Below are 17,027 nucleotides of genomic sequence, written 5' to 3' on the forward strand. Positions count from 1 at the left end.
CAACATGAAAGGTTTTTCCCTGCTGCGGTGGGGGTGTTTGCTGTCGTTTCTGGTGTTGCAATCCGCCCTGCCGCAAACTGCCGCTGACGCCGATTTCTGGCAAAAGTATCACACCAGCCGCGCCGCTCGCAAAAGCGAGCAGGCCGGCCTCGCCAAGCGGCTGCTCGCTGCGCCGGCAGTGTCGAATCCGCAAGCCAGCCAGTGGGACGCGGTGTACTATGACCTGAATCTGGTGCTGGCGACGGCGCCCTACAATCTCGCGGGCACGGTGACCGGCGTGTTTCGCAGCCAGGCCGCCAATCTCCAGGCGATCACGCTCGATTTCGACTCGCGCGAAGATCTCACGCCGTGGCAATCTCTGCAAGTCACCGGTAACGTCAGCAATTGGTCGCATGCCAATTGGATGCTGACCGTGCAGCTTGACCGGCCCTACAATCCCGGAGAAACCTTTCAGATCACCGTGCACTACGCCGGCGTGCCGCGCGCCGGCGGCCTCAAAGGCTTCGGCTTCGACAAGAATTCCTACGGCGATCTCGTGATCTCGACGTTGAGCGAGCCCTATTTGGCGCGCACCTGGTGGCCCTGCAAAGATGATCCCGACGACAAGGCGGACTCGGTGCGCATTGCCGTGACCGTGCCGCAGAACATGGTTGTCGGCTCCAATGGCGTGCTGGTGGCGGAGATCGACAACGGCAACGCGACCAAAACCTTCGTGTGGAAGGAGAAGTATCCCATCACCACCTACCTGGTTTCACTCGCGGTTTCCAACTACGCCACATTCAGCGCGCAATTCGAGTATGCGCCCGGCCGCTTCATGCCGCTGATGTACTATGTTTATCCCGCGCAATTGGCCGCTGCGCAGACCGCTTTCGCCAAGCTGCCGGACATGCTGCGTGTCTATTCCAACCTCTTCGGCGATTATCCCTTCCTCGATGAAAAATACGGCCACGCCGTGTTCGAGTGGGGCGGCGCGATGGAGCATCAAACCTTGACCAGCATCGGCGGCGTCGGCACCAACTGGGAATACACCTACGCGCACGAGCTGGCGCATCAGTGGTTCGGCGATCTCGTCACCTGTCAGAACTGGGGCGACATTTGGTTGAACGAAGGCTTCGCGACCTATTGCGAAGCCTTATGGGTCGAGGCGACGAAAGGCAAAAAAGCCTATTTGGATTATCAGGTGGCCGCGCTCAACTATTTGCAGGGCTGGGGCCGCGATCCCATCTACCGCTACGACACGCAAAATCCCTGGTACATTTTTCACAGCACGGTCTACGACAAAGGCGGCTGGGTGCTGCACATGCTGCGCCGCGTGCTGGGCGATTCGGTGTTCATGAACATTCTGCGCGGGTATCCCAATGACCCGGCTTTCAAGTTCAAGACCGCAACCACGGCGCAATTCCGCGACTATTGCGAGCAGGTGAGCGGCCGCGAGCTTGATTGGTTTTTCCAGCAGTGGATTTATGAGCCGTACTATCCGGTCTATGAATGGGGCACGACCGTGCTCTCGTCCCCGGGCGGGAGCTCCCTGTTCATGAAGATCGAGCAAACTCAGTCGCGCGTGTCTGCGGATTACGATCATCTCTACAAGATGCCGCTCGAGGTGGAAATCGTCTTCCTCGATCGCACCACTGAGCGCTTCACGGTGTGGGATTCGTTGCAGGTGCAGACGTTCGAATTGCCGCTGCGCGCCACCCCGGCGGCGGTGCGGCTCGATCCGGAGAATTGGGTGTTGAAGGAAGCGCGCCGCGTGCAGCTCACTGACATTGCAGACCCGGGCGAGGTTGCGCCGGTGTTCCGGCTGTGGCAGAACTATCCCAATCCCTTCAACCCGAGCACCGTCATTCGCTACGACCTGCCGCAATCCGCCGCGGTGGAGCTGGCGATTTATGAGGTACAGGGCAAGAAGATCTATACCTTTCCCACGGCCATGCAGGCAGCGGGCAGTCACGCCGTGACGTGGGACGGCAAAGATCAGGCAGGCAACCTGGTGGCCAGCGGCGTGTACGTGTATCGCCTGAAGATGGGCGGACAGGTTCGGGTGAGAAAGATGATCTTACTGCGGTAGTCCCATGAGACTTTCAGGCCAGGACAGAATTCTAGTTCTGCTGTGGGTGACAGTGGCGGCCGTCGTTCCCTGCTTCGGTCAGTGGCAGGGAACGAGCGGCCCTTCCGGCGGGGAGGTTACGGCCATTGTGATTCACCCGCGCGATCCGAGTATTGTCTATGCTGTTGCTGCTCAGCCGTATTCCGGCGTACTCAAGAGCTCAGATGGTGGAGAATTCTGGGAGATCCTGGCCCACGGGCTGGAATTCGACGCTGTCGCTGATCGCAGGCGCTGGCCGCACAGGCTGATTCTGGACGAGATGCAACCAGAAACCTTGTTCGTGGTAATCAAGACGGCCAGTTATTATGATGCTGGTGCGCTGTATCGCAGTAACGATGGGGGTGCGAGTTGGGCAATTGTGAATGATATGCAGGTCCATGGCCTGTGTGTCCGTGGCGGCCTCGTTTTCGCCCTCGGCAAGTCCGGATTGCGTTTTTCTGCAGACGCGGGTGATTCTTGGGTGGTGCGCAACAACAAGATGCTTGGCGATGAAATCCTTTGGGATGATCAGGGAATTCTCTGGGTCAGTGGCGAGCAAGGCTTGTTTCGTAGCCCCGATTCCGGCAAAACCCATCACCTCTTCGCGTTTGAAGATCTTTGGAAGGTTCAGTCGTTTGATGTTGCAACGGTGCAGCAGGAAAAGGTTGTGGCAGTCGGTGTTCTCGGTTACGGACCGGGGCATGACAGGCTCTACCTCAGTCGCGACGAGGGCGAAACCTGGCTTGACCGTTCCGCAACCCTTCCCTATAAATCCAGTCTCGACCGATACTCCATTCCGTGGGCCATCAGAATCTCCCGGCACCATCCCGATCACATGTCTGCCGGATTGACTGAAGGATTTTTTCGAACCATTGATGGCGGCGAGCATTGGGCGGAACAGAACACCGGCCTGGCCATGCCTCATTTTCGGGTACCCTACATCACGACTATCGTCACTGCGCTGGCGACTTCAGCGCAGCAGCCGGACTTGATTCTCGTCGGCACGTCAAATGACGGCATTTATCGTTCGAGAGATGCCGGCAAGACCTGGCAGTTTGCCAGCGCGCCTTCTGGAAACTTGGTCTCGCTGGCGGCGGCGGAAAATGCGGGAAAGATCATTGCTGCGAGCAGTGGAGGAATCTATTCGTTGGAAGGCGGCACTTGGACTCCGACGACGATGTTGATCGGCCAGCTCATGAGCAGCGTGATGCAAGTAGCGATCAGCCCGCATAACCCTCAACTGCTGCTTTGCAGCGTCCACGACGCCTCTGAATCGAAATACACCTTCAAATCCACTGATGCTGGAAAAACCTGGCAGGCTGGCATTGCCAATTGGGGCGGGAATTGGGTTTTTGATCCGGTGGATACAAACCTGATTTTCATGACCAGCGGCAGAGTCTCCCGCGATCAGGGCGATTCCTGGCAGCCATTGCCGATTCCAGCCAGCCCGTCTTTCCCCACGGATTTGGCGGTTCATCCCACCGACAACAAGATTCTCTACCTGCTGCGGCGCGACGGCAGCATCGATCGCAGTCTTGACCAAGGCGCAACCTGGTCGCAAATTCGCGCCGGCATGGACTCGAATCAGACCATTATCCGGATTGACCCGCGCCAGCCCAGCACCCTCTATCTGGGCGGCACACGATTGTACAGAAGCGAGGACGCCGGACAAAGTTGGACGTATTTGCCGTTTCACGATGACATATCCGGTATCGTTTGCTGCAGCCATAACCAGGAATTCTTCATTGCCACGCTGCGGGAGGGCGTTTGGCGTTCGGCCGACGCCGGCAACTCATTCACCAAAATGGATGGCCTGCCCTCGGATCGCATTGTTGCGCTTGCGTTTGCCGTGCAGCAGCAGAGAAAGAAGCTGTTTGCGGGAACGCAGGGTGCCGGTGTTTATCAATGCGACTTGGGCCCGGTGCTGGCAGCCAAAGATGAACCGCGGATTCCGTTCCGGTACGTGTCTGCGCAAAATTATCCCAATCCCTTCAATACGGGAACGACGATTCGCTATTCGTTGCCGCGCGCCGGCCTGGCCGAGCTGGCTATTTACAACACACGGGGCGAAGAGGTGTATGCCTTTCCGGCGACGCATCAACTGGAAGGAAGGCATGAAGCAAGATGGGAGGGTAAAGATCAGGCAGGCAGCCAAGTGGCCAGCGGCGTTTACGTGTATCACCTGAAGATGGGCGGACAGGTTCAGGTGAGAAAGATGGTTTTGGTGCATTGAGACCTGTTGACTTGCACCGTGTCGCATCCAAACAACGAAAGGAAAGCCTATGAAGCTCTTGCGCATCGCGCGTGTGCCGCCGGTGGTGGTGTCGCCCGCGGACACCGTGCAAACCGCCGTGGAGAAGATGTGTGATGTTGGCGTCGGCGCGGTGGCAGTGGTGGATCAAGCCGGCCGGCCGGTGGGCATTTTCACCGAGCGCGATCTCATGCTGCGCGTGGTGCGCCCCGGCCGCGATCCGCATGAAACGCACGTCGAAAAAGTCATGACCCGCGACCCGTTGGTGGCGCCGCAGGAAATGGAAGCCAGCGACGCCTTCGAATTCATGACCGACAAAAATTTCCGCCACCTGCCGCTCACCGATCATTTCGGCAAACTGCAGGGCATGCTCTCGGTGCGCCATCTCATGCGGCACATCGTCGAGCATCTCTCGCATGAGCTGGAGGGCATGAACGCCTATCTCGGAGCTGATGCGCCGGGAGGAGACTGATCTCGCCGGCGGGATGCGGGGCAAGTGGTAGGAGGTAGATGGTAGGTGATGGGTTGTAGGTGATGGGTTGTAGGTGATGGGTGGTAGGTGGTAATTGATTTCTGATTCATCATCAAATTCCCTATACCCTACACCCTATTCCCTATTCCCCACTCCCCGTTCGCTGCGGCTTCAGGATCGTTTTTGAGTGTGACCCAATATTCAGAAAGGAGAATCGCCATGCCGATGCTGCAAGTCTTGAAGGCGCATCTCGATGCGCGGCGTATTCCTTACGAGGTGGTTCACCACCGCCGGGATTTCACCGCGCAGGAGACTGCCGCACACACGCACACGCCCGGCCGCCTGTTCGCCAAAACCGTGATCGTGGCGGTCGACCACAAGTACTGCATGTTTGTGTTGCCGGCCAATGATCAAATCGATTTGGAAAAGGTGCGCCAGGCGCTCAAGGCCAGCGAGGCCCGCGTTGCCACGGAGAGCGAAGTGGCGCATGTCTGCGCGGATTGCGAGCCGGGCGCCATGCCGCCCTTCGGGAACTTCTATGAATTGCCGGTGTACGTCAGCCACCATCTCATTCAGGATCACATGATCACTTTCAACGCCGGCACCCACGAAGATGTCATGCGCCTGCTCTATCAGGATTATGACAAGCTGGTGCAGCCCAGCGTGCTGGATTTTACCATCGCCCAATGATCCCGTCTGCCGCGGGCGCCGGCAAAGGGCCGGGTGGCTGCCAACCGCCGCCCGGTTTTGCAAGCCCCGGGCAAAGTTCTCTTTCAACAGAAAGGAGGTAGCCGACATGCCGACCTATGAATACCGCTGCCAAGACTGTGGCCATCAATTCATCGAGGTGTTGCGGCTGGACGAACACGACAAGAAAAAGCCGGAATGCCCAAAGTGCAAAAGCAAAAAGGTCGAGCAAGTGCTCTCGAGCTTCTTTGCCAAAACTTCCAGCAAGACTTGAGGCAAGGGTGATACGATGAAGAATCACGTCAAAACACTCGGTGGTCTCTACCTGTTGTTCGGCTTGTTCGGGCTGGTGGTGGCGTGGATCAAATGGCAGGCGCTCGCCGGCCAAGTGCCGATGGTGGGGAAGATCAGCATCCTTTCCACCAGCAGCGGCTTCACCGGCGTGGTCTCCTTCATGTTTGTCATCATCGCGCTGCCCGCACTGCTGGCCGGCTTCGCCTTGCTCAAGCCCCGCGCCTGGTCGCGAACCCTGGCTTTGGTGACCGGCTTTCTCAGCCTGGTGATCATCCCGCTCGGCACGGCGCTGGGCATTTATGCCATCTGGGTTTTGACCAACGAAGAAGCCAGGCAGGTGTTGGATTCCGATTACGTGAAGGAAGCGGAGCTGCCGCGAGTCTTTCCGCCCTATCACTGAGCGGTGAACTCACTGCAGTTTCCGCGGCGCAAGGCCAGGGCGGTGGTGTTGCGTGCGATTGCCGGGGTCAGCGGCATCGCGCGCAGCGCCGGGCCGCGCTTGCGCTCCGTTCAATCGCTGCGAACCGTTCAGACGCAATTGGGTGAGGGGTGAAGGAGACGCTCATGGCGAGCTTTGCCGAAATCCTTGCAATCCGCTGCCGCCACACGCGCACGATCGCGCGCTGCCTGACTTTGCTGTGGGCCGGCTGGTGGGTGTTTTTTGGATTGAGCTCGAGCTTCAACGCCGGCGTGGCACCTGCAAGAGTGCTGCTGCACATTGCCCTGCCCGGCCTGATCTTTCTGCTCACCGCTGCCATTGCCTGGCGCTGGGAAAATTTCGGCGCCAAGCTGCTGCTGTGGGAAGGCTTGCTCGTGTTCGCCTGTTATCCCATCATCACCTGGGAGGCGAACACGCTCGCGACCATTCTCTTTGTGATGTTGACCATGGGTCTGCCGCCGTTGCTTGCCAGCATTTTGTTGCGCAGTAATTGGCAGCGCATGCGCATTTTGAATCTGCTCGGCCGGACCTCATGAACACAATGCCGTTTTCTCTCACGCGGCTGCGCAGTCCCGGCTGCTCGTGGGCCGGCGCGCGCGCAGCCTTTGCAGATGCCCACGCGAGCGCAAGACTGCCGGGAAAGCGGCATTGTGCATGAAGCAGCGCGACGACATGCGATTGATTCTCAAGTCTGCGAAACCTTCGACTTCTTTTCGCATACCTGCAAACCTTGCCGAACGTGCGCAGCGGAGCAAGTCCGGATGCCAGGGCGCACGCCTCTAAAATTCAAACACTTGCAGTGTGCCGGTGCAGCCCTCAAATGGGCTGGATTCAGGCATGTGGTTTGTCACGTCTAAACCTACTGCCATGAGAAGCTCTCTTGGAAATATTCGCCAACTCAGGAGGTTCGGCAATGAGAAAACTCGTGACGATTGCGGGCATATTGGTTCTGCTGTTGACTGCGGCTGCTTGGGCGCAACCGGGCCGGCGCGGCTCGGCGCGTGAGCGTTGGGACAGTGATGCGATCATTCTGCGCAAAGGAGAAATCACCGCGATCGCTCTGCCGCAGGCCACTTTCAAGAGCGAAGGCAAGGAATACAGCGTGCATCTCGGGCCGCAGTGGTTTTGGAAGCAAAACGATTATGAACTGAAAAAGGGTGAGGCCGAGCTACGCGGCGAGGTTGAGAAAGAGGATGACGGCCTGCATTTCTATCCCTACACCATTACCCAGGGCGCTGCCAGGATCGAATTGGCAGACGATGATGGCATTCCGAAATGGTCCGCCGCCGGCAGCGCGAGCCGCAGAAGCGGAATGACGGCGCCGCGCCGGCACCACGGACATCATGGTTGCCGCAATGGCAGGTGTTGTCAATGAAGGAGGTGCATGTGACCGCGAGTGAACCGCAATCAGCAGAAATCACCGAGCCAGGTCACACCGGCCGGCAACCGCGCCTCGTGGGCTTTTTGTGCATGAGCGGCGCCCAGGTTTTCAATGATCTTTCCCATCCCGCGCGGCGAAGACTGCCGGCTCATTTCACCGGCATACCGGTGGAATGCCTGCTGCAGGTGCATGCCCGCGAGATTTTCAAAGCGCTGCTCTACGGTGCCGACGGCATTCTGCTGGCGGCCTGTGCCAGCGAATTCTGCCGGCACACACGCGCGGAAGTCCGCCAGCACGTCGCCAACCTCTGGCGCGCCATGGAAAGCTACCGCATTGCACCGAGCCGCCTGCGCCTGGAGTGGATTTCCGCCAGGGAGGAGGAGAAGTTCTTCCGTGTGCTCGCCGAGATGCAGGAAAGCTTGCGGCGATTTCCGCCGCTGCCAGCAGTGAAAGAGCTGGGCCGGAATCTCACTTATTGCGGATGACATGATGTACAAGATTCTCCAGAAACAAACTTTGGCAGCCGGCATCCAACGCTTTGAAGTGCTGGCCCCGGAAATTGCCCGGCATCGTCAAGCCGGGCAATTCGTCATCCTGCGTGTGCACGAGGAGGGTGAGCGCATTCCCATCACCATCGCCAAGGCGGAGGCCGAGCGCGGCACTATTTCGTTGATCGTTCAGGAGGTGGGCCGGACTACGCGCCTGCTGGGACAGAAACAAGCCGGTGACTTTCTGCCGGATGTCTGCGGCCCGCTCGGTGAGCCGACGCAGATCGAAAATTTCGGACACTGTGTTTGCCTGGCCGGCGGTGTGGGCGTTGCAGAAATTTACCCGGTGGTGGCCGCGCTGCGCGCTGCCGGAAATCAAGTCACGGCCATTATCGGCGCGCGCACGCGCGCACTGCTCATTCTCGAAGAGGAGATGCGGCAGGCGGCGGATCATCTCATCGTCACCACCGATGATGGCAGCTACGGCGTGCACGGCCTGGTGACACGGCCGCTCGGGGAAATGCTGCAGCGCGGCGAGAACCTCGACCGCGTGTTTTGCATCGGCCCGGTGCCGATGATGCGCGCGGTGGCGGAATTGACCCGGCCACATGCCATTCCCACGATTGTGAGTTTGAATCCCATCATGGTCGATGGCACCGGCATGTGCGGCGGCTGCCGCGTCACCGTCGGCGGCAAGGTCAAGTTCGCCTGCGTCGACGGCCCGGATTTCGACGCGCATCAAGTCGATTTCGACGAGCTGGTGCGGCGGCAGGGCATGTATCGCGAAGAAGAGCGAGTACTGTTGAAGCGATTCGACGAAGGCAGGTTTTGAAGGAAAACGGCCATGAGCCTTTCGAGATTCTTAGGAATTCTTTGTTTGCTTGCCTGCACCGAGCCGTATCCGGCAGTGTTGTTTGCGCAACGAGGCGATTGCAGTGGTTTGAATATGGTTCGCCTCGGTGAAATTCCTGGCCTGGGCTTTATTCGCGGCTTTGCGGATTTGAATCACAACGGCCTTGTGGATATTGTGGGTTCCGGTCCGCCTCTAGGGAATCCCAATGGGGGCTACCGCCTCAAGATATTTGAATACACTGGTGACAACAGATATGCAAGGCAAGTATACGAAGGCAGAACGGTTTTAGGTGGCTTTGATCATCCCGAGTGGATCGGAGATAGTGATGGGGACGGCCTTGTGGAACTTGCCATATCCCACCAAGACGACAGGCAAAACCTGTTTGTTTACGAAAGCCTGGACTCCTTATCTTATCCTATTCCTGATTCTATCAATCTTAAATGGCAGTTGCGTATGTGGGATTTTGGATTCTTGGTCAGACAGACAGTTTATGACGAGGATCTTGACAATGACGGGCTGCGTGAATTTGTTTTTGGCTTTGCCGATTCTGTTCTTCAGGAGGCAGCAATCTTTATCTGGGAGTGGGATGGTCGTAGCGGCTACAAAGAAGTCGGACGCCTCATTGTTGGCGAAAACTATGGTGATAAGATCTTTGGTGATTTTGACATGGACGGTTTTAAAGAGATTATAGTCGGAGATACACGCGGAGTTGTTCACGGTTTTGAGACTGCTGACAACGATTCTTTTTATCAACACTGGACGGGAAAGGCCTTTGTCCAGAACGCCATGAGAGGTGTAGCCATTAATGATGCTGATCAAGATGGCAAACCGGAATTTGTCATAGGTGCTGCAAGTTTTGAGCACGGTTATAAACTTTATACAATGTTTGAAACCATTGGTAATAATCAGTATGAGATTGTTTGGCAAGATACTCTCTGCGAGTTTCCATTAGGGTTTGGTAAAATGGTGGCTGGAGATGTGGATGATGATGGTGTTGATGAATTTGTTATCGCTAGTGAGTCAAACTTGCGCGTTTACAATGCTGTTGCAGACAACAACTTTCAATGTGTTTTCATTATGGATTATGGGGGGTCGGATTTAGATACGTATGACGCGAACAATAATGGTTATAGTGAGATCTTATACGGCACCCATCCTCATCAGCTTTTAGAGTACGTTCCTGTGACGGCTGTAGGGGGTGAATCAGTTTACTCGTTCACAACCTTCTTCGAATTATATCGAAATTACCCCAACCCTTTCAATAGCTCTACCACGATTGCATTTTGCTTACGTTTTTCAGCACGAGTGCAGCTCACGATATATGACATTTTTGGCCGAGAAGTTGAAACTCTGGTAAATGAATTAAAGCCCCCCGGCTACCATATCGTCAAATGGTCAGCTATCACGGACAATGAGAAGGGGATTGCAAGTGGGATTTATTTTTACTCATTATCCGTGGATAAAAGCACAAGAACAGCAAAAATGATCTTGTTGAGGTAGATCGGATCATTAAAACTCAAGGAGGCAAGTATGAAGCGGACAATCAAAACAACGCGGGCAGCGATCATCATTTGTGTGATGATTTCGTCGGCGGTTTCTGCTCAATCAACTGGCTCGTGGCAACCAGAGTTTCGAGTAACCAACAATAGCGCCACACAGCAAAACCGCCTGGCGGGGCAAGCGCGCTCAGTCATGGTAGACCCTTTCAATACCATCTATGTCGTCTGGCGTGACAACCGTAATGGCGGAAACGACTGGGACATTTACATGAGGCGTAACAAAAACGGCTGGCAGGCAGAGCAGCAGGTTACACTTGGCCCACATAGCTTTACAGCTGTTAACCCAACCCTAATGTTTCGCCTCGCCAAGCTCCCCACTTGGAGAAATCAGGTTTGGATCGCATGGTTGGACAATAAAGACGGAGGTTATGAAGTCTATTACTCGGTTTGGGATGTTGATCAAAATCTTTTTCTTGAGCAAGAGACTCCTCTCAGCGTTTTGGGTGGCTACCGGGTGCCGTGGGACAATGACATAAAATCAGCGCCCAGCCTCATAAGCAGCAGCGCCGGCGACACCGTCTTTGCTTTCTATGCTTACGATCTCGCCCCAAACGATGATCAAATCTTCTATCGGCGTTTTAAGAGTACCAGTTGGGCCAGTGAAGCAGAAGTACCAGTAGGCAGTAGTTCTTTGGAACTGCATCCTTTTGTCGTGGCCTCAGCCGGCGGTGAGCTGCACTTGCTTATGAACAAAGCCCAGGGGGATGGCATTTACTATGTCAAACGAAACGCGGGCAATGCTTGGCAAAACCTTTTTAAGGTGATTCAATTAGATGAAAATGGAGGAACCTCTGTAGCAAGGAGCGGACATGGTTGGTCGCAGCTCGATGTCGACGGTAATCTTCATGTGGTCGGCACTCGCTCAAGAGAGCATGATCAATACGGTTGGATTCAATACAGGTTTTTGAATGTCCAGCAGCAGCAATGGAATGCTGTCGAAGATGTCGAGCCCGATCAGCTAGACTTGGACACTTGGCCTTCTTTGGCGGTTGATCCGGAGAAAAACGTGCGTGTTTTTTGGTCCGAAGCGGCCAAAATACAATACCGCTTCAAAGTAGGTGGAAGCTGGGGCAGCATTAATGACTTGGTGGCGACCGCAAATAGCAATGTTGCTCCAGTCGTTACAGCAGATGTCGATGGCAATGTGCACGTTGTCTGGACTGATACTCGACACAGTAACGATGAAATCTACTACAGGAAATACGATCTGGCCCCCAAAGCTCCCAAGAATCTGGCTCAAACGGCCACCACGGGTCAGCATCCTCATCTCGTTTGGGATGCCAACACCGAGGTTGATTTACAGCAATATCGCGTTTTTCGCAATGATACGCAGATCGCCATCACAGTCAACACGTCGTACACTGATGAAAACTGGATCATCGGCCAAGGACTGACACTTACCTACAAAGTCAAAGCCGAAGATGCAATCGGGCAATTGTCGGCCTACTCAAATGCTGTGGCCGTTACAGGAACTGGCGGAAGCGAGAAACGGCTGGCAGATTCGAACAACCATGAGTCCGGCTTGGAACCATTTGCCCTTATTGGAAACTTCCCCAATCCTTTTAATGCGAGGACGGAGATCCATTATCGTCTTCCTCGAGAAGGTGATGTGTTTCTCGCAGTTCACAATCTCCAAGGCCAACAAGTCGCAAAGTTGGTGGAGGGTCATCAACGTGCGGGAGAATACAGAGTGTTTTGGAACGCTCTGTCAGCAGGATCAGGATTCTATTTCTACAGTCTGAGAGCAGGCGATCATTTTGAAGTCAAAAGAATGCTTGTTGTCAAATAGTGTCTCTTGAAAGAAGTTATGGCGAAGCGAATCATCCCCGAAAAAACACCGATGCCCGAGCAGGCGCCGCAGCGCCGCATTTCTAATTTTGATGAAGTCGCGTTGGGTTACGATGATGATCAGGCTGTGTTTGAAGCCAGCCGCTGCCTGCAGTGCAAGAAACCGGTCTGCATTGCGGGCTGTCCGGTGGGCATCGACATTCCGGCTTTTGTGGACCGGGTCGCGCAAGGCGACTTTATTCGCGCGGCGGAAATCATTCGAACCAAGAATGCCTTGCCCGCGGTTTGCGGCCGCGTCTGCCCGCAGGAAAGTCAATGCGAGCTGGTGTGCGTGATGGGCAAGAAGTATCAGCCCATCGCCATCGGCCGCCTCGAGCGCTTTGTGGCAGACTACGTTCGTGAGCAAAGCAACGGCACGCCGGCGAGCAATATCTCAAACAAGCGGAGCAAGTCGGTCGCGGTGGTCGGCGGCGGCCCGGCGGGCCTAACCGTGGCCGGGGAATTGATTCAGCTCGGCTATCGTGTCACCGTGTTCGAAGCTTTGCACAAGCTCGGCGGGGTGTTGGTTTATGGCATTCCGGAGTTTCGTTTGCCCAAGGCAATTCTGCAGGCGGAAGTCGATCAGCTTGCCGAAATGGGCGTGGAGTTCCGCACCAATCACGTTGTCGGCCGCACGGAATTGGTAGATGAGTTGCTGGGACGATACGATGCCGTGTTCATCGGCACGGGCGCAGGCCTGCCTTATTTCATGAACGTGCCGGGCGAGAACTTGAATGGCGTTTATTCGGCAAATGAATTCCTCACGCGCCTCAATCTCATGCGCGCCTATCGTTTTCCGGAGTGGGATACGCCCGTCAAAGTCGGCAAGGCTGTGGCCGTGATCGGCGGCGGCAACACCGCCATGGACGCCGTGCGCACCGCCAAACGCATGGGTGCAGAACATGCGTATTTGGTTTATCGCCGCTCACGCACCGAGTTACCGGCGCGCGCGGAAGAAGTGCATCATGCCGAAGAAGAAGGCGTTGAGTTTCGCTTCCTCGAAGCGCCGGTGGCGGTGCAGGGCGACAGCAAAGGCTGGGTGACGCAAATCGAGCTCATCAAAATGCAGCTTGGCGAACCCGATGAATCGGGGCGGCGGCGGCCAGTGCCGATCGAGAATTCGAATTATACTCTTGACGTTGACACCGTGGTGGTGGCCATCGGCCAGGGACCGAACCCGCTCATTCCGCGCACGACGCCGGGATTGAAGACAGGCAAGCACGGCATCATCACTATCGATCCCGAAACCGGCGCGACCAGCAAGCCGGGCGTGTTTGCCGGCGGCGATGTTGCCACCGGCGGCGCAACCGTTATCCTGGCGATGGGCGCCGGCAAGAAAGCGGCAAGGGCAATTCATGAATTTCTACGTTGATGAGGCAGCGCGATGAAGCTTGCAACTTTGGTTCGCTGGGCTGGCATTATTCTCCTTGGCATTTTCGTTCTCATGCAATTCGTGCCTTATGGCCGCAATCATACGAATCCGCCCGTGCGGCAGGAGCCGGCTTGGGATTCGCCGCAAACAGCAGCGCTGGCCCGGCGCGCCTGTTTCGATTGCCACAGCAATCAAACCCAATGGCCGTGGTACAGTAACATTGCACCGGTATCCTGGTTGGTGCAAAACGACGTTGATGAAGGCCGCCGCAAATTGAATTTCTCCGAATGGGATCTTCCACAAAAAGAAGCTGACGAAGCCGCTGAGCAAGTGCAAAAGGGGAAAATGCCGCCCTGGTTCTACCTGCCGCTGCACGCACAGGCCCGGCTTTCGCAACCAGAAAAGCAGGCGTTGATGGGCGGCTTGCAGACGACGCTTGGCAGAGGCAAGCAGCACGGGGAGCAGAGCGGTGAAGCGGTGGGCGAGCACGAACAAGAACACGAACACTGAGTCCGGGCAGCGGCGCAATTCAACCGCATGGCCGGCAATCAGCATTTTCGCCACGAAAGGAAAAACAATGGATCTTCTGAGTGTGGGTTTGATTCTCGCTGTCTATTTGCTTTTGCAGTTGGTGATCCTGCCCAAACTCGGCGTGCCGACCTGAATGTCGTCAGCATGCGGCGTGGATCGCCGCAAGGCTTCCACTGCGACGGGAAAGCAGCAGGAGGAAGGGGAATCGACACAATAGCGCGGCAGCGTTCAGGCGTTCCTGACCACGCCGTCTTGTTGTGATTCTGCCGGAGTCTTCTTGGGCAGAACCTCTTTGCTTGTGTTTGAAAAGGGCCTTTCACGTGGAGAGCATGAGATGAGTTACTACTTTGTCAAGCAAACGCGCTATGGCTTTGAAGAGGCGATCGCGCGGGTGACCGAAGCGCTCAAGCAGGAAGGCTTCGGCATTCTCACGGAAATTGACGTACAGGCGACTTTGAAGAAAAAGCTCGACGTCGATTTCCGCCGTTACAAGATTCTCGGCGCTTGCAACCCGCCCTTTGCGCATCAAGCGCTGCAGGCGGAAGAGTACATCGGTACGATGTTGCCGTGCAATGTCATCGTGCAGGAGAAAGCCGGCGGCGTCGAGGTGGCCGCGGTCGATCCGGTGGCTTCGATGGCTGCCGTGCGCAACGAACAGCTCGGTCGCATCGCCGGTGAAGTGCGGCGCAAGCTCGAGCAAGTCATTCAAAACGTATGAAGCTCGGCCGGGCCGCAGCGGGTCGCCGCGCCGCGGCCCGGCGGTCCAACCTGGAGGCAAGCAATGAACAAACAGATGTTGATTGACCGCTTGAATGAAGATCTGGCGGGCGAATTGGGCGCCATCATTCAGTATCTCACGTACGCCGCCAAGGCGAGCGGGCCGTTCCGGCCGCAATTGTCGCAGTTTTTTGCGGCGGAGATTGCGGATGAGCAACTGCACGCCCAATTTCTCGCCAACAAGATCGTTGCGCTCGGCGGCGAACCGACGACCACGCCGCGGCCGGTGCCGGCAGCGCATGGCAATCGCGAGATGCTGGAAGCGGTTTTGGCAGCCGAACGCCGCGCCACCAAGGATTACACCCAGCGCGCGCGTGACGCCGAAGAGTTCGGGGACAAGGGACTCGTGGTGCAGCTCGAAGATATGGTGCGGGATGAAAGCGGGCATTCCGAGGAAACCGAGCGCATTCTGCGCGACTGGCCGCTCTGAGAAGATTCTCCGGCCGGCACGGAAAAGGCAGATCACCTGCGGCATGGCCTCGCAAAGTCTTGCAAACGCCGCGAGGCCCTGGTTGTCTTCACCGCCTCGGTGCCGCAGGTTAGGCCCCGGCAGTTTGTTTCAACAGCCTGCCCGGGCTTTCTTCTTTTGGGCGGGCGGAAGCGAAACTTTGGGCTTCGCAGGCGCAGTAGAATCATGTGGTGCCGGCGCCACGCCGCTGCCGCCAAAATAACCCGCAGCGCCTTTGCGAAATTCGTATTTGAGAATCTCCGCATCAGCCACGGCTTCGCCCGGCGCGGTGGGGTTCAGAATCGCCGCCGTCCAATAATTCAAACCTCCCAGCAGCACGCGGCTGTCGATCCCCTGCTGTTTGAGCAACACCCACGCCTGCGCCGCGTGCGTGCCGCCGTTCGAATATAGCACCACCGTCTTGTCGCCTGCCATCATCTCCAGCGCTTCAGCCTCGAAGAGCCGGTTGAAGGGAATATGCACCGCGCCGGGGATATGATACTGCGCGTATTCCTCCGCCGAGCGCATATCCACCACCAGCAGATCCGGTTTTTTGTCAATCAACCAGGCCGCGAGCTCTTCCGCGGTGAGATGATCCTGTTCATTGATGATTGCCTCAGCCAACTGCTGCGGCGAGACCGCGGTGGCGGTGCGCAAACCCGCGGGCGAGAGCGCCAACAAGCCGCCGAGAATGATCAACAACGCCACGCCGAACCGCCGATCCAGGAGGGTGTGCCATTTCATATCGTCTGCTCCAATTGCAGTGCGGCGGCGGATTGCTCGCGGCGTTCCGCGCCCGCAGCGGCCGCTGCCGGTTGCGGTTGGAATCTCTTTTCGAGCCATTCCGCGCCGTAAAACATGCCCAGTGCCATCAGTACCACCAAAAACGCCACGACGCCAGGGCGGAGATTGAGCCAATCACTCAGTGTAACCTCGCCGAGGCTGCCGCTTTCGGCGAAGCCCTGCAAGGCCGGATAGGCCACGCCGTAAAGCAACATGCCGAACAGCGCGCCGGCGACATAGATCATGCCGTCAAGCTTGCCCGTGGCGCCGGCAACCAGCGAAGTGCCGGGGCAATAGCCGCCGACGACGAAGCCGATGCCCATGAGCGCGCCGCCCATGATCTGCGGCCACAAAAACGTGGGATTGAGCGACACCAGCGAAAGATCGAGCACTTCCATCCAGTTGAGATAGAGCAGGCCCAGCATCGCCACCACAATGGCAGTGAACATGACTTTGAGCACGGTCATGTCGCGAAAATAGAATTGCATGGCCAGCTTGCGGCTGCTGCCAAAGCCGGCACGCTCCAGCGTGAAGCCAAAGAGAATGCCGAGCAGAAACGCAATCACGAAGCTGGTCTGCTCGCTGAACAATTCCTGCGGATAAAGTGGGGCTGGCATGATTACTCCTCGTTGCTGGATTCTGGATTCTGGATGCTGGATGCTGGATGCTGGATTCTGGATGCTGGATGCTGGATGCTCGATACTGGATGCTCGATACTGGATGCTCGATACTGGATGCTCGATACTGGATGCTCGATACTGGATGCTCGATACTGGATG

General features: G+C 56.7%; 19 protein-coding genes. 16 read left to right on the forward strand and 3 right to left on the reverse strand.

The genetic code is table 11. The features are described 5' to 3' along the window. Positions 1–4 precede the first annotated feature (4 nt). Entirely contained in the window at positions 5–2,068 is a 2,064-nt protein-coding gene (locus L6R21_22600; protein MCK6561999.1) for a T9SS type A sorting domain-containing protein, read from the forward strand. Between the two features lie 199 nt (positions 2,069–2,267). Here L6R21_22600 and L6R21_22605 read toward each other — a convergent pair whose 3' ends face one another. Further along, positions 2,268–2,789 carry a hypothetical protein gene (locus tag L6R21_22605; GenBank protein MCK6562000.1) on the reverse strand — a complete coding sequence of 174 codons (522 nt, stop codon included), beginning with the start codon at positions 2,787–2,789 and terminating at the stop codon, positions 2,268–2,270. On the opposite strand from L6R21_22605, the gene L6R21_22610 reads away from it, so the two are divergent. The 15 genes from L6R21_22610 (at position 2,754) to L6R21_22680 (ending at position 15,447) form a co-directional block, all read left to right on the forward strand. Then, positions 2,754–4,319 carry a T9SS type A sorting domain-containing protein gene (locus L6R21_22610; protein MCK6562001.1) on the forward strand — a complete coding sequence of 522 codons (1,566 nt, stop codon included), beginning with the start codon at positions 2,754–2,756 and terminating at the stop codon, positions 4,317–4,319. The genes L6R21_22605 and L6R21_22610 overlap by 36 nt on opposite strands. Before the next feature lie 49 nt (positions 4,320–4,368). Further along, positions 4,369–4,809, forward strand: coding sequence for a CBS domain-containing protein (locus L6R21_22615; protein MCK6562002.1), 441 nt, complete (start codon positions 4,369–4,371; stop codon positions 4,807–4,809). 219 nt (positions 4,810–5,028) lie between these two features. After that, positions 5,029–5,499 (forward strand): YbaK/EbsC family protein, encoded by a 471-nt coding sequence (locus L6R21_22620; GenBank protein ID MCK6562003.1) that lies wholly within the window; start codon positions 5,029–5,031, stop codon positions 5,497–5,499. Positions 5,500–5,605: 106 nt separating this feature from the next. Next, positions 5,606–5,770, forward strand: coding sequence for a zinc ribbon domain-containing protein (locus L6R21_22625; protein ID MCK6562004.1), 165 nt, complete (start codon positions 5,606–5,608; stop codon positions 5,768–5,770). Positions 5,771–5,785: 15 nt separating this feature from the next. Next, on the forward strand, positions 5,786–6,190 hold the full coding sequence (locus L6R21_22630) for a hypothetical protein (protein MCK6562005.1): 405 nt from the start codon (positions 5,786–5,788) through the stop codon (positions 6,188–6,190). A gap of 164 nt (positions 6,191–6,354) precedes the next feature. Further along, positions 6,355–6,765, forward strand: coding sequence for a hypothetical protein (locus L6R21_22635; GenBank protein ID MCK6562006.1), 411 nt, complete (start codon positions 6,355–6,357; stop codon positions 6,763–6,765). A 377-nt stretch (positions 6,766–7,142) separates the two neighbouring features. Further along, positions 7,143–7,604 carry a hypothetical protein gene (locus tag L6R21_22640; protein MCK6562007.1) on the forward strand — a complete coding sequence of 154 codons (462 nt, stop codon included), beginning with the start codon at positions 7,143–7,145 and terminating at the stop codon, positions 7,602–7,604. 11 nt (positions 7,605–7,615) lie between these two features. Next, a complete protein-coding gene (locus L6R21_22645) occupies positions 7,616–8,095 on the forward strand; it encodes a hydrogenase iron-sulfur subunit (GenBank protein MCK6562008.1) in 480 nt (159 codons plus the stop codon). Positions 8,096–8,099: 4 nt separating this feature from the next. Beyond that, positions 8,100–8,930 (forward strand): sulfide/dihydroorotate dehydrogenase-like FAD/NAD-binding protein, encoded by an 831-nt coding sequence (locus L6R21_22650; protein MCK6562009.1) that lies wholly within the window; start codon positions 8,100–8,102, stop codon positions 8,928–8,930. Positions 8,931–8,942: 12 nt separating this feature from the next. Beyond that, positions 8,943–10,451, forward strand: coding sequence for a T9SS type A sorting domain-containing protein (locus L6R21_22655; GenBank protein ID MCK6562010.1), 1,509 nt, complete (start codon positions 8,943–8,945; stop codon positions 10,449–10,451). A gap of 30 nt (positions 10,452–10,481) precedes the next feature. Continuing rightward, on the forward strand, positions 10,482–12,299 hold the full coding sequence (locus tag L6R21_22660; GenBank protein MCK6562011.1) for a T9SS type A sorting domain-containing protein: 1,818 nt from the start codon (positions 10,482–10,484) through the stop codon (positions 12,297–12,299). A gap of 18 nt (positions 12,300–12,317) precedes the next feature. After that, complete coding sequence (gene gltA / locus L6R21_22665; GenBank protein ID MCK6562012.1) at positions 12,318–13,709, forward strand: NADPH-dependent glutamate synthase; 1,392 nt, start codon at positions 12,318–12,320, stop codon at positions 13,707–13,709. 12 nt (positions 13,710–13,721) lie between these two features. Further along, positions 13,722–14,219, forward strand: a complete 498-nt coding sequence (locus L6R21_22670) for a heme-binding domain-containing protein (protein MCK6562013.1) — start codon at positions 13,722–13,724, stop codon at positions 14,217–14,219. A gap of 355 nt (positions 14,220–14,574) precedes the next feature. Next, positions 14,575–14,958, forward strand: a complete 384-nt coding sequence (locus L6R21_22675) for a DUF302 domain-containing protein (protein MCK6562014.1) — start codon at positions 14,575–14,577, stop codon at positions 14,956–14,958. Positions 14,959–15,021: 63 nt separating this feature from the next. Further along, the gene (locus L6R21_22680; GenBank protein ID MCK6562015.1) at positions 15,022–15,447 is read left to right on the forward strand and encodes a ferritin-like domain-containing protein; all 426 of its coding nucleotides are present in this window, start codon (positions 15,022–15,024) and stop codon (positions 15,445–15,447) included. Between the two features lie 129 nt (positions 15,448–15,576). Here the strand turns inward: L6R21_22680 and L6R21_22685 are convergent, their stop codons facing one another. Then, positions 15,577–16,209 (reverse strand): rhodanese-like domain-containing protein, encoded by a 633-nt coding sequence (locus tag L6R21_22685; GenBank protein ID MCK6562016.1) that lies wholly within the window; start codon positions 16,207–16,209, stop codon positions 15,577–15,579. After that, complete coding sequence (locus tag L6R21_22690; protein MCK6562017.1) at positions 16,206–16,865, reverse strand: YeeE/YedE family protein; 660 nt, start codon at positions 16,863–16,865, stop codon at positions 16,206–16,208. Before L6R21_22690 ends, L6R21_22685 begins: the two co-directional genes overlap by 4 nt. Positions 16,866–17,027: the final 162 nt, after the last annotated feature.

The organism is bacterium (assembly GCA_023150945.1).
Classification (GTDB): Bacteria; Zhuqueibacterota; Zhuqueibacteria; order Zhuqueibacterales; family Zhuqueibacteraceae; genus Coneutiohabitans.

Coding starts and splice junctions, on each gene's coding strand:
- L6R21_22620 (MCK6562003.1), top strand. CDS start 5,029: ATGCCGATGCTGCAAGTCTTGAAGGCGCATCTCGATGCGCGGCGTATT.
- L6R21_22680 (MCK6562015.1), top strand. CDS start 15,022: ATGAACAAACAGATGTTGATTGACCGCTTGAATGAAGATCTGGCGGGC.
- L6R21_22640 (MCK6562007.1), top strand. CDS start 7,143: ATGAGAAAACTCGTGACGATTGCGGGCATATTGGTTCTGCTGTTGACT.
- L6R21_22635 (MCK6562006.1), top strand. CDS start 6,355: ATGGCGAGCTTTGCCGAAATCCTTGCAATCCGCTGCCGCCACACGCGC.
- L6R21_22660 (MCK6562011.1), top strand. CDS start 10,482: ATGAAGCGGACAATCAAAACAACGCGGGCAGCGATCATCATTTGTGTG.
- L6R21_22675 (MCK6562014.1), top strand. CDS start 14,575: ATGAGTTACTACTTTGTCAAGCAAACGCGCTATGGCTTTGAAGAGGCG.
- gltA (MCK6562012.1), top strand. CDS start 12,318: ATGGCGAAGCGAATCATCCCCGAAAAAACACCGATGCCCGAGCAGGCG.
- L6R21_22625 (MCK6562004.1), top strand. CDS start 5,606: ATGCCGACCTATGAATACCGCTGCCAAGACTGTGGCCATCAATTCATC.
- L6R21_22605 (MCK6562000.1), bottom strand. CDS start 2,789: ATGCCCCGGTCCGTAACCGAGAACACCGACTGCCACAACCTTTTCCTG.
- L6R21_22630 (MCK6562005.1), top strand. CDS start 5,786: ATGAAGAATCACGTCAAAACACTCGGTGGTCTCTACCTGTTGTTCGGC.
- L6R21_22650 (MCK6562009.1), top strand. CDS start 8,100: ATGTACAAGATTCTCCAGAAACAAACTTTGGCAGCCGGCATCCAACGC.
- L6R21_22685 (MCK6562016.1), bottom strand. CDS start 16,209: ATGAAATGGCACACCCTCCTGGATCGGCGGTTCGGCGTGGCGTTGTTG.
- L6R21_22670 (MCK6562013.1), top strand. CDS start 13,722: ATGAAGCTTGCAACTTTGGTTCGCTGGGCTGGCATTATTCTCCTTGGC.
- L6R21_22655 (MCK6562010.1), top strand. CDS start 8,943: ATGAGCCTTTCGAGATTCTTAGGAATTCTTTGTTTGCTTGCCTGCACC.
- L6R21_22600 (MCK6561999.1), top strand. CDS start 5: ATGAAAGGTTTTTCCCTGCTGCGGTGGGGGTGTTTGCTGTCGTTTCTG.
- L6R21_22690 (MCK6562017.1), bottom strand. CDS start 16,865: ATGCCAGCCCCACTTTATCCGCAGGAATTGTTCAGCGAGCAGACCAGC.
- L6R21_22615 (MCK6562002.1), top strand. CDS start 4,369: ATGAAGCTCTTGCGCATCGCGCGTGTGCCGCCGGTGGTGGTGTCGCCC.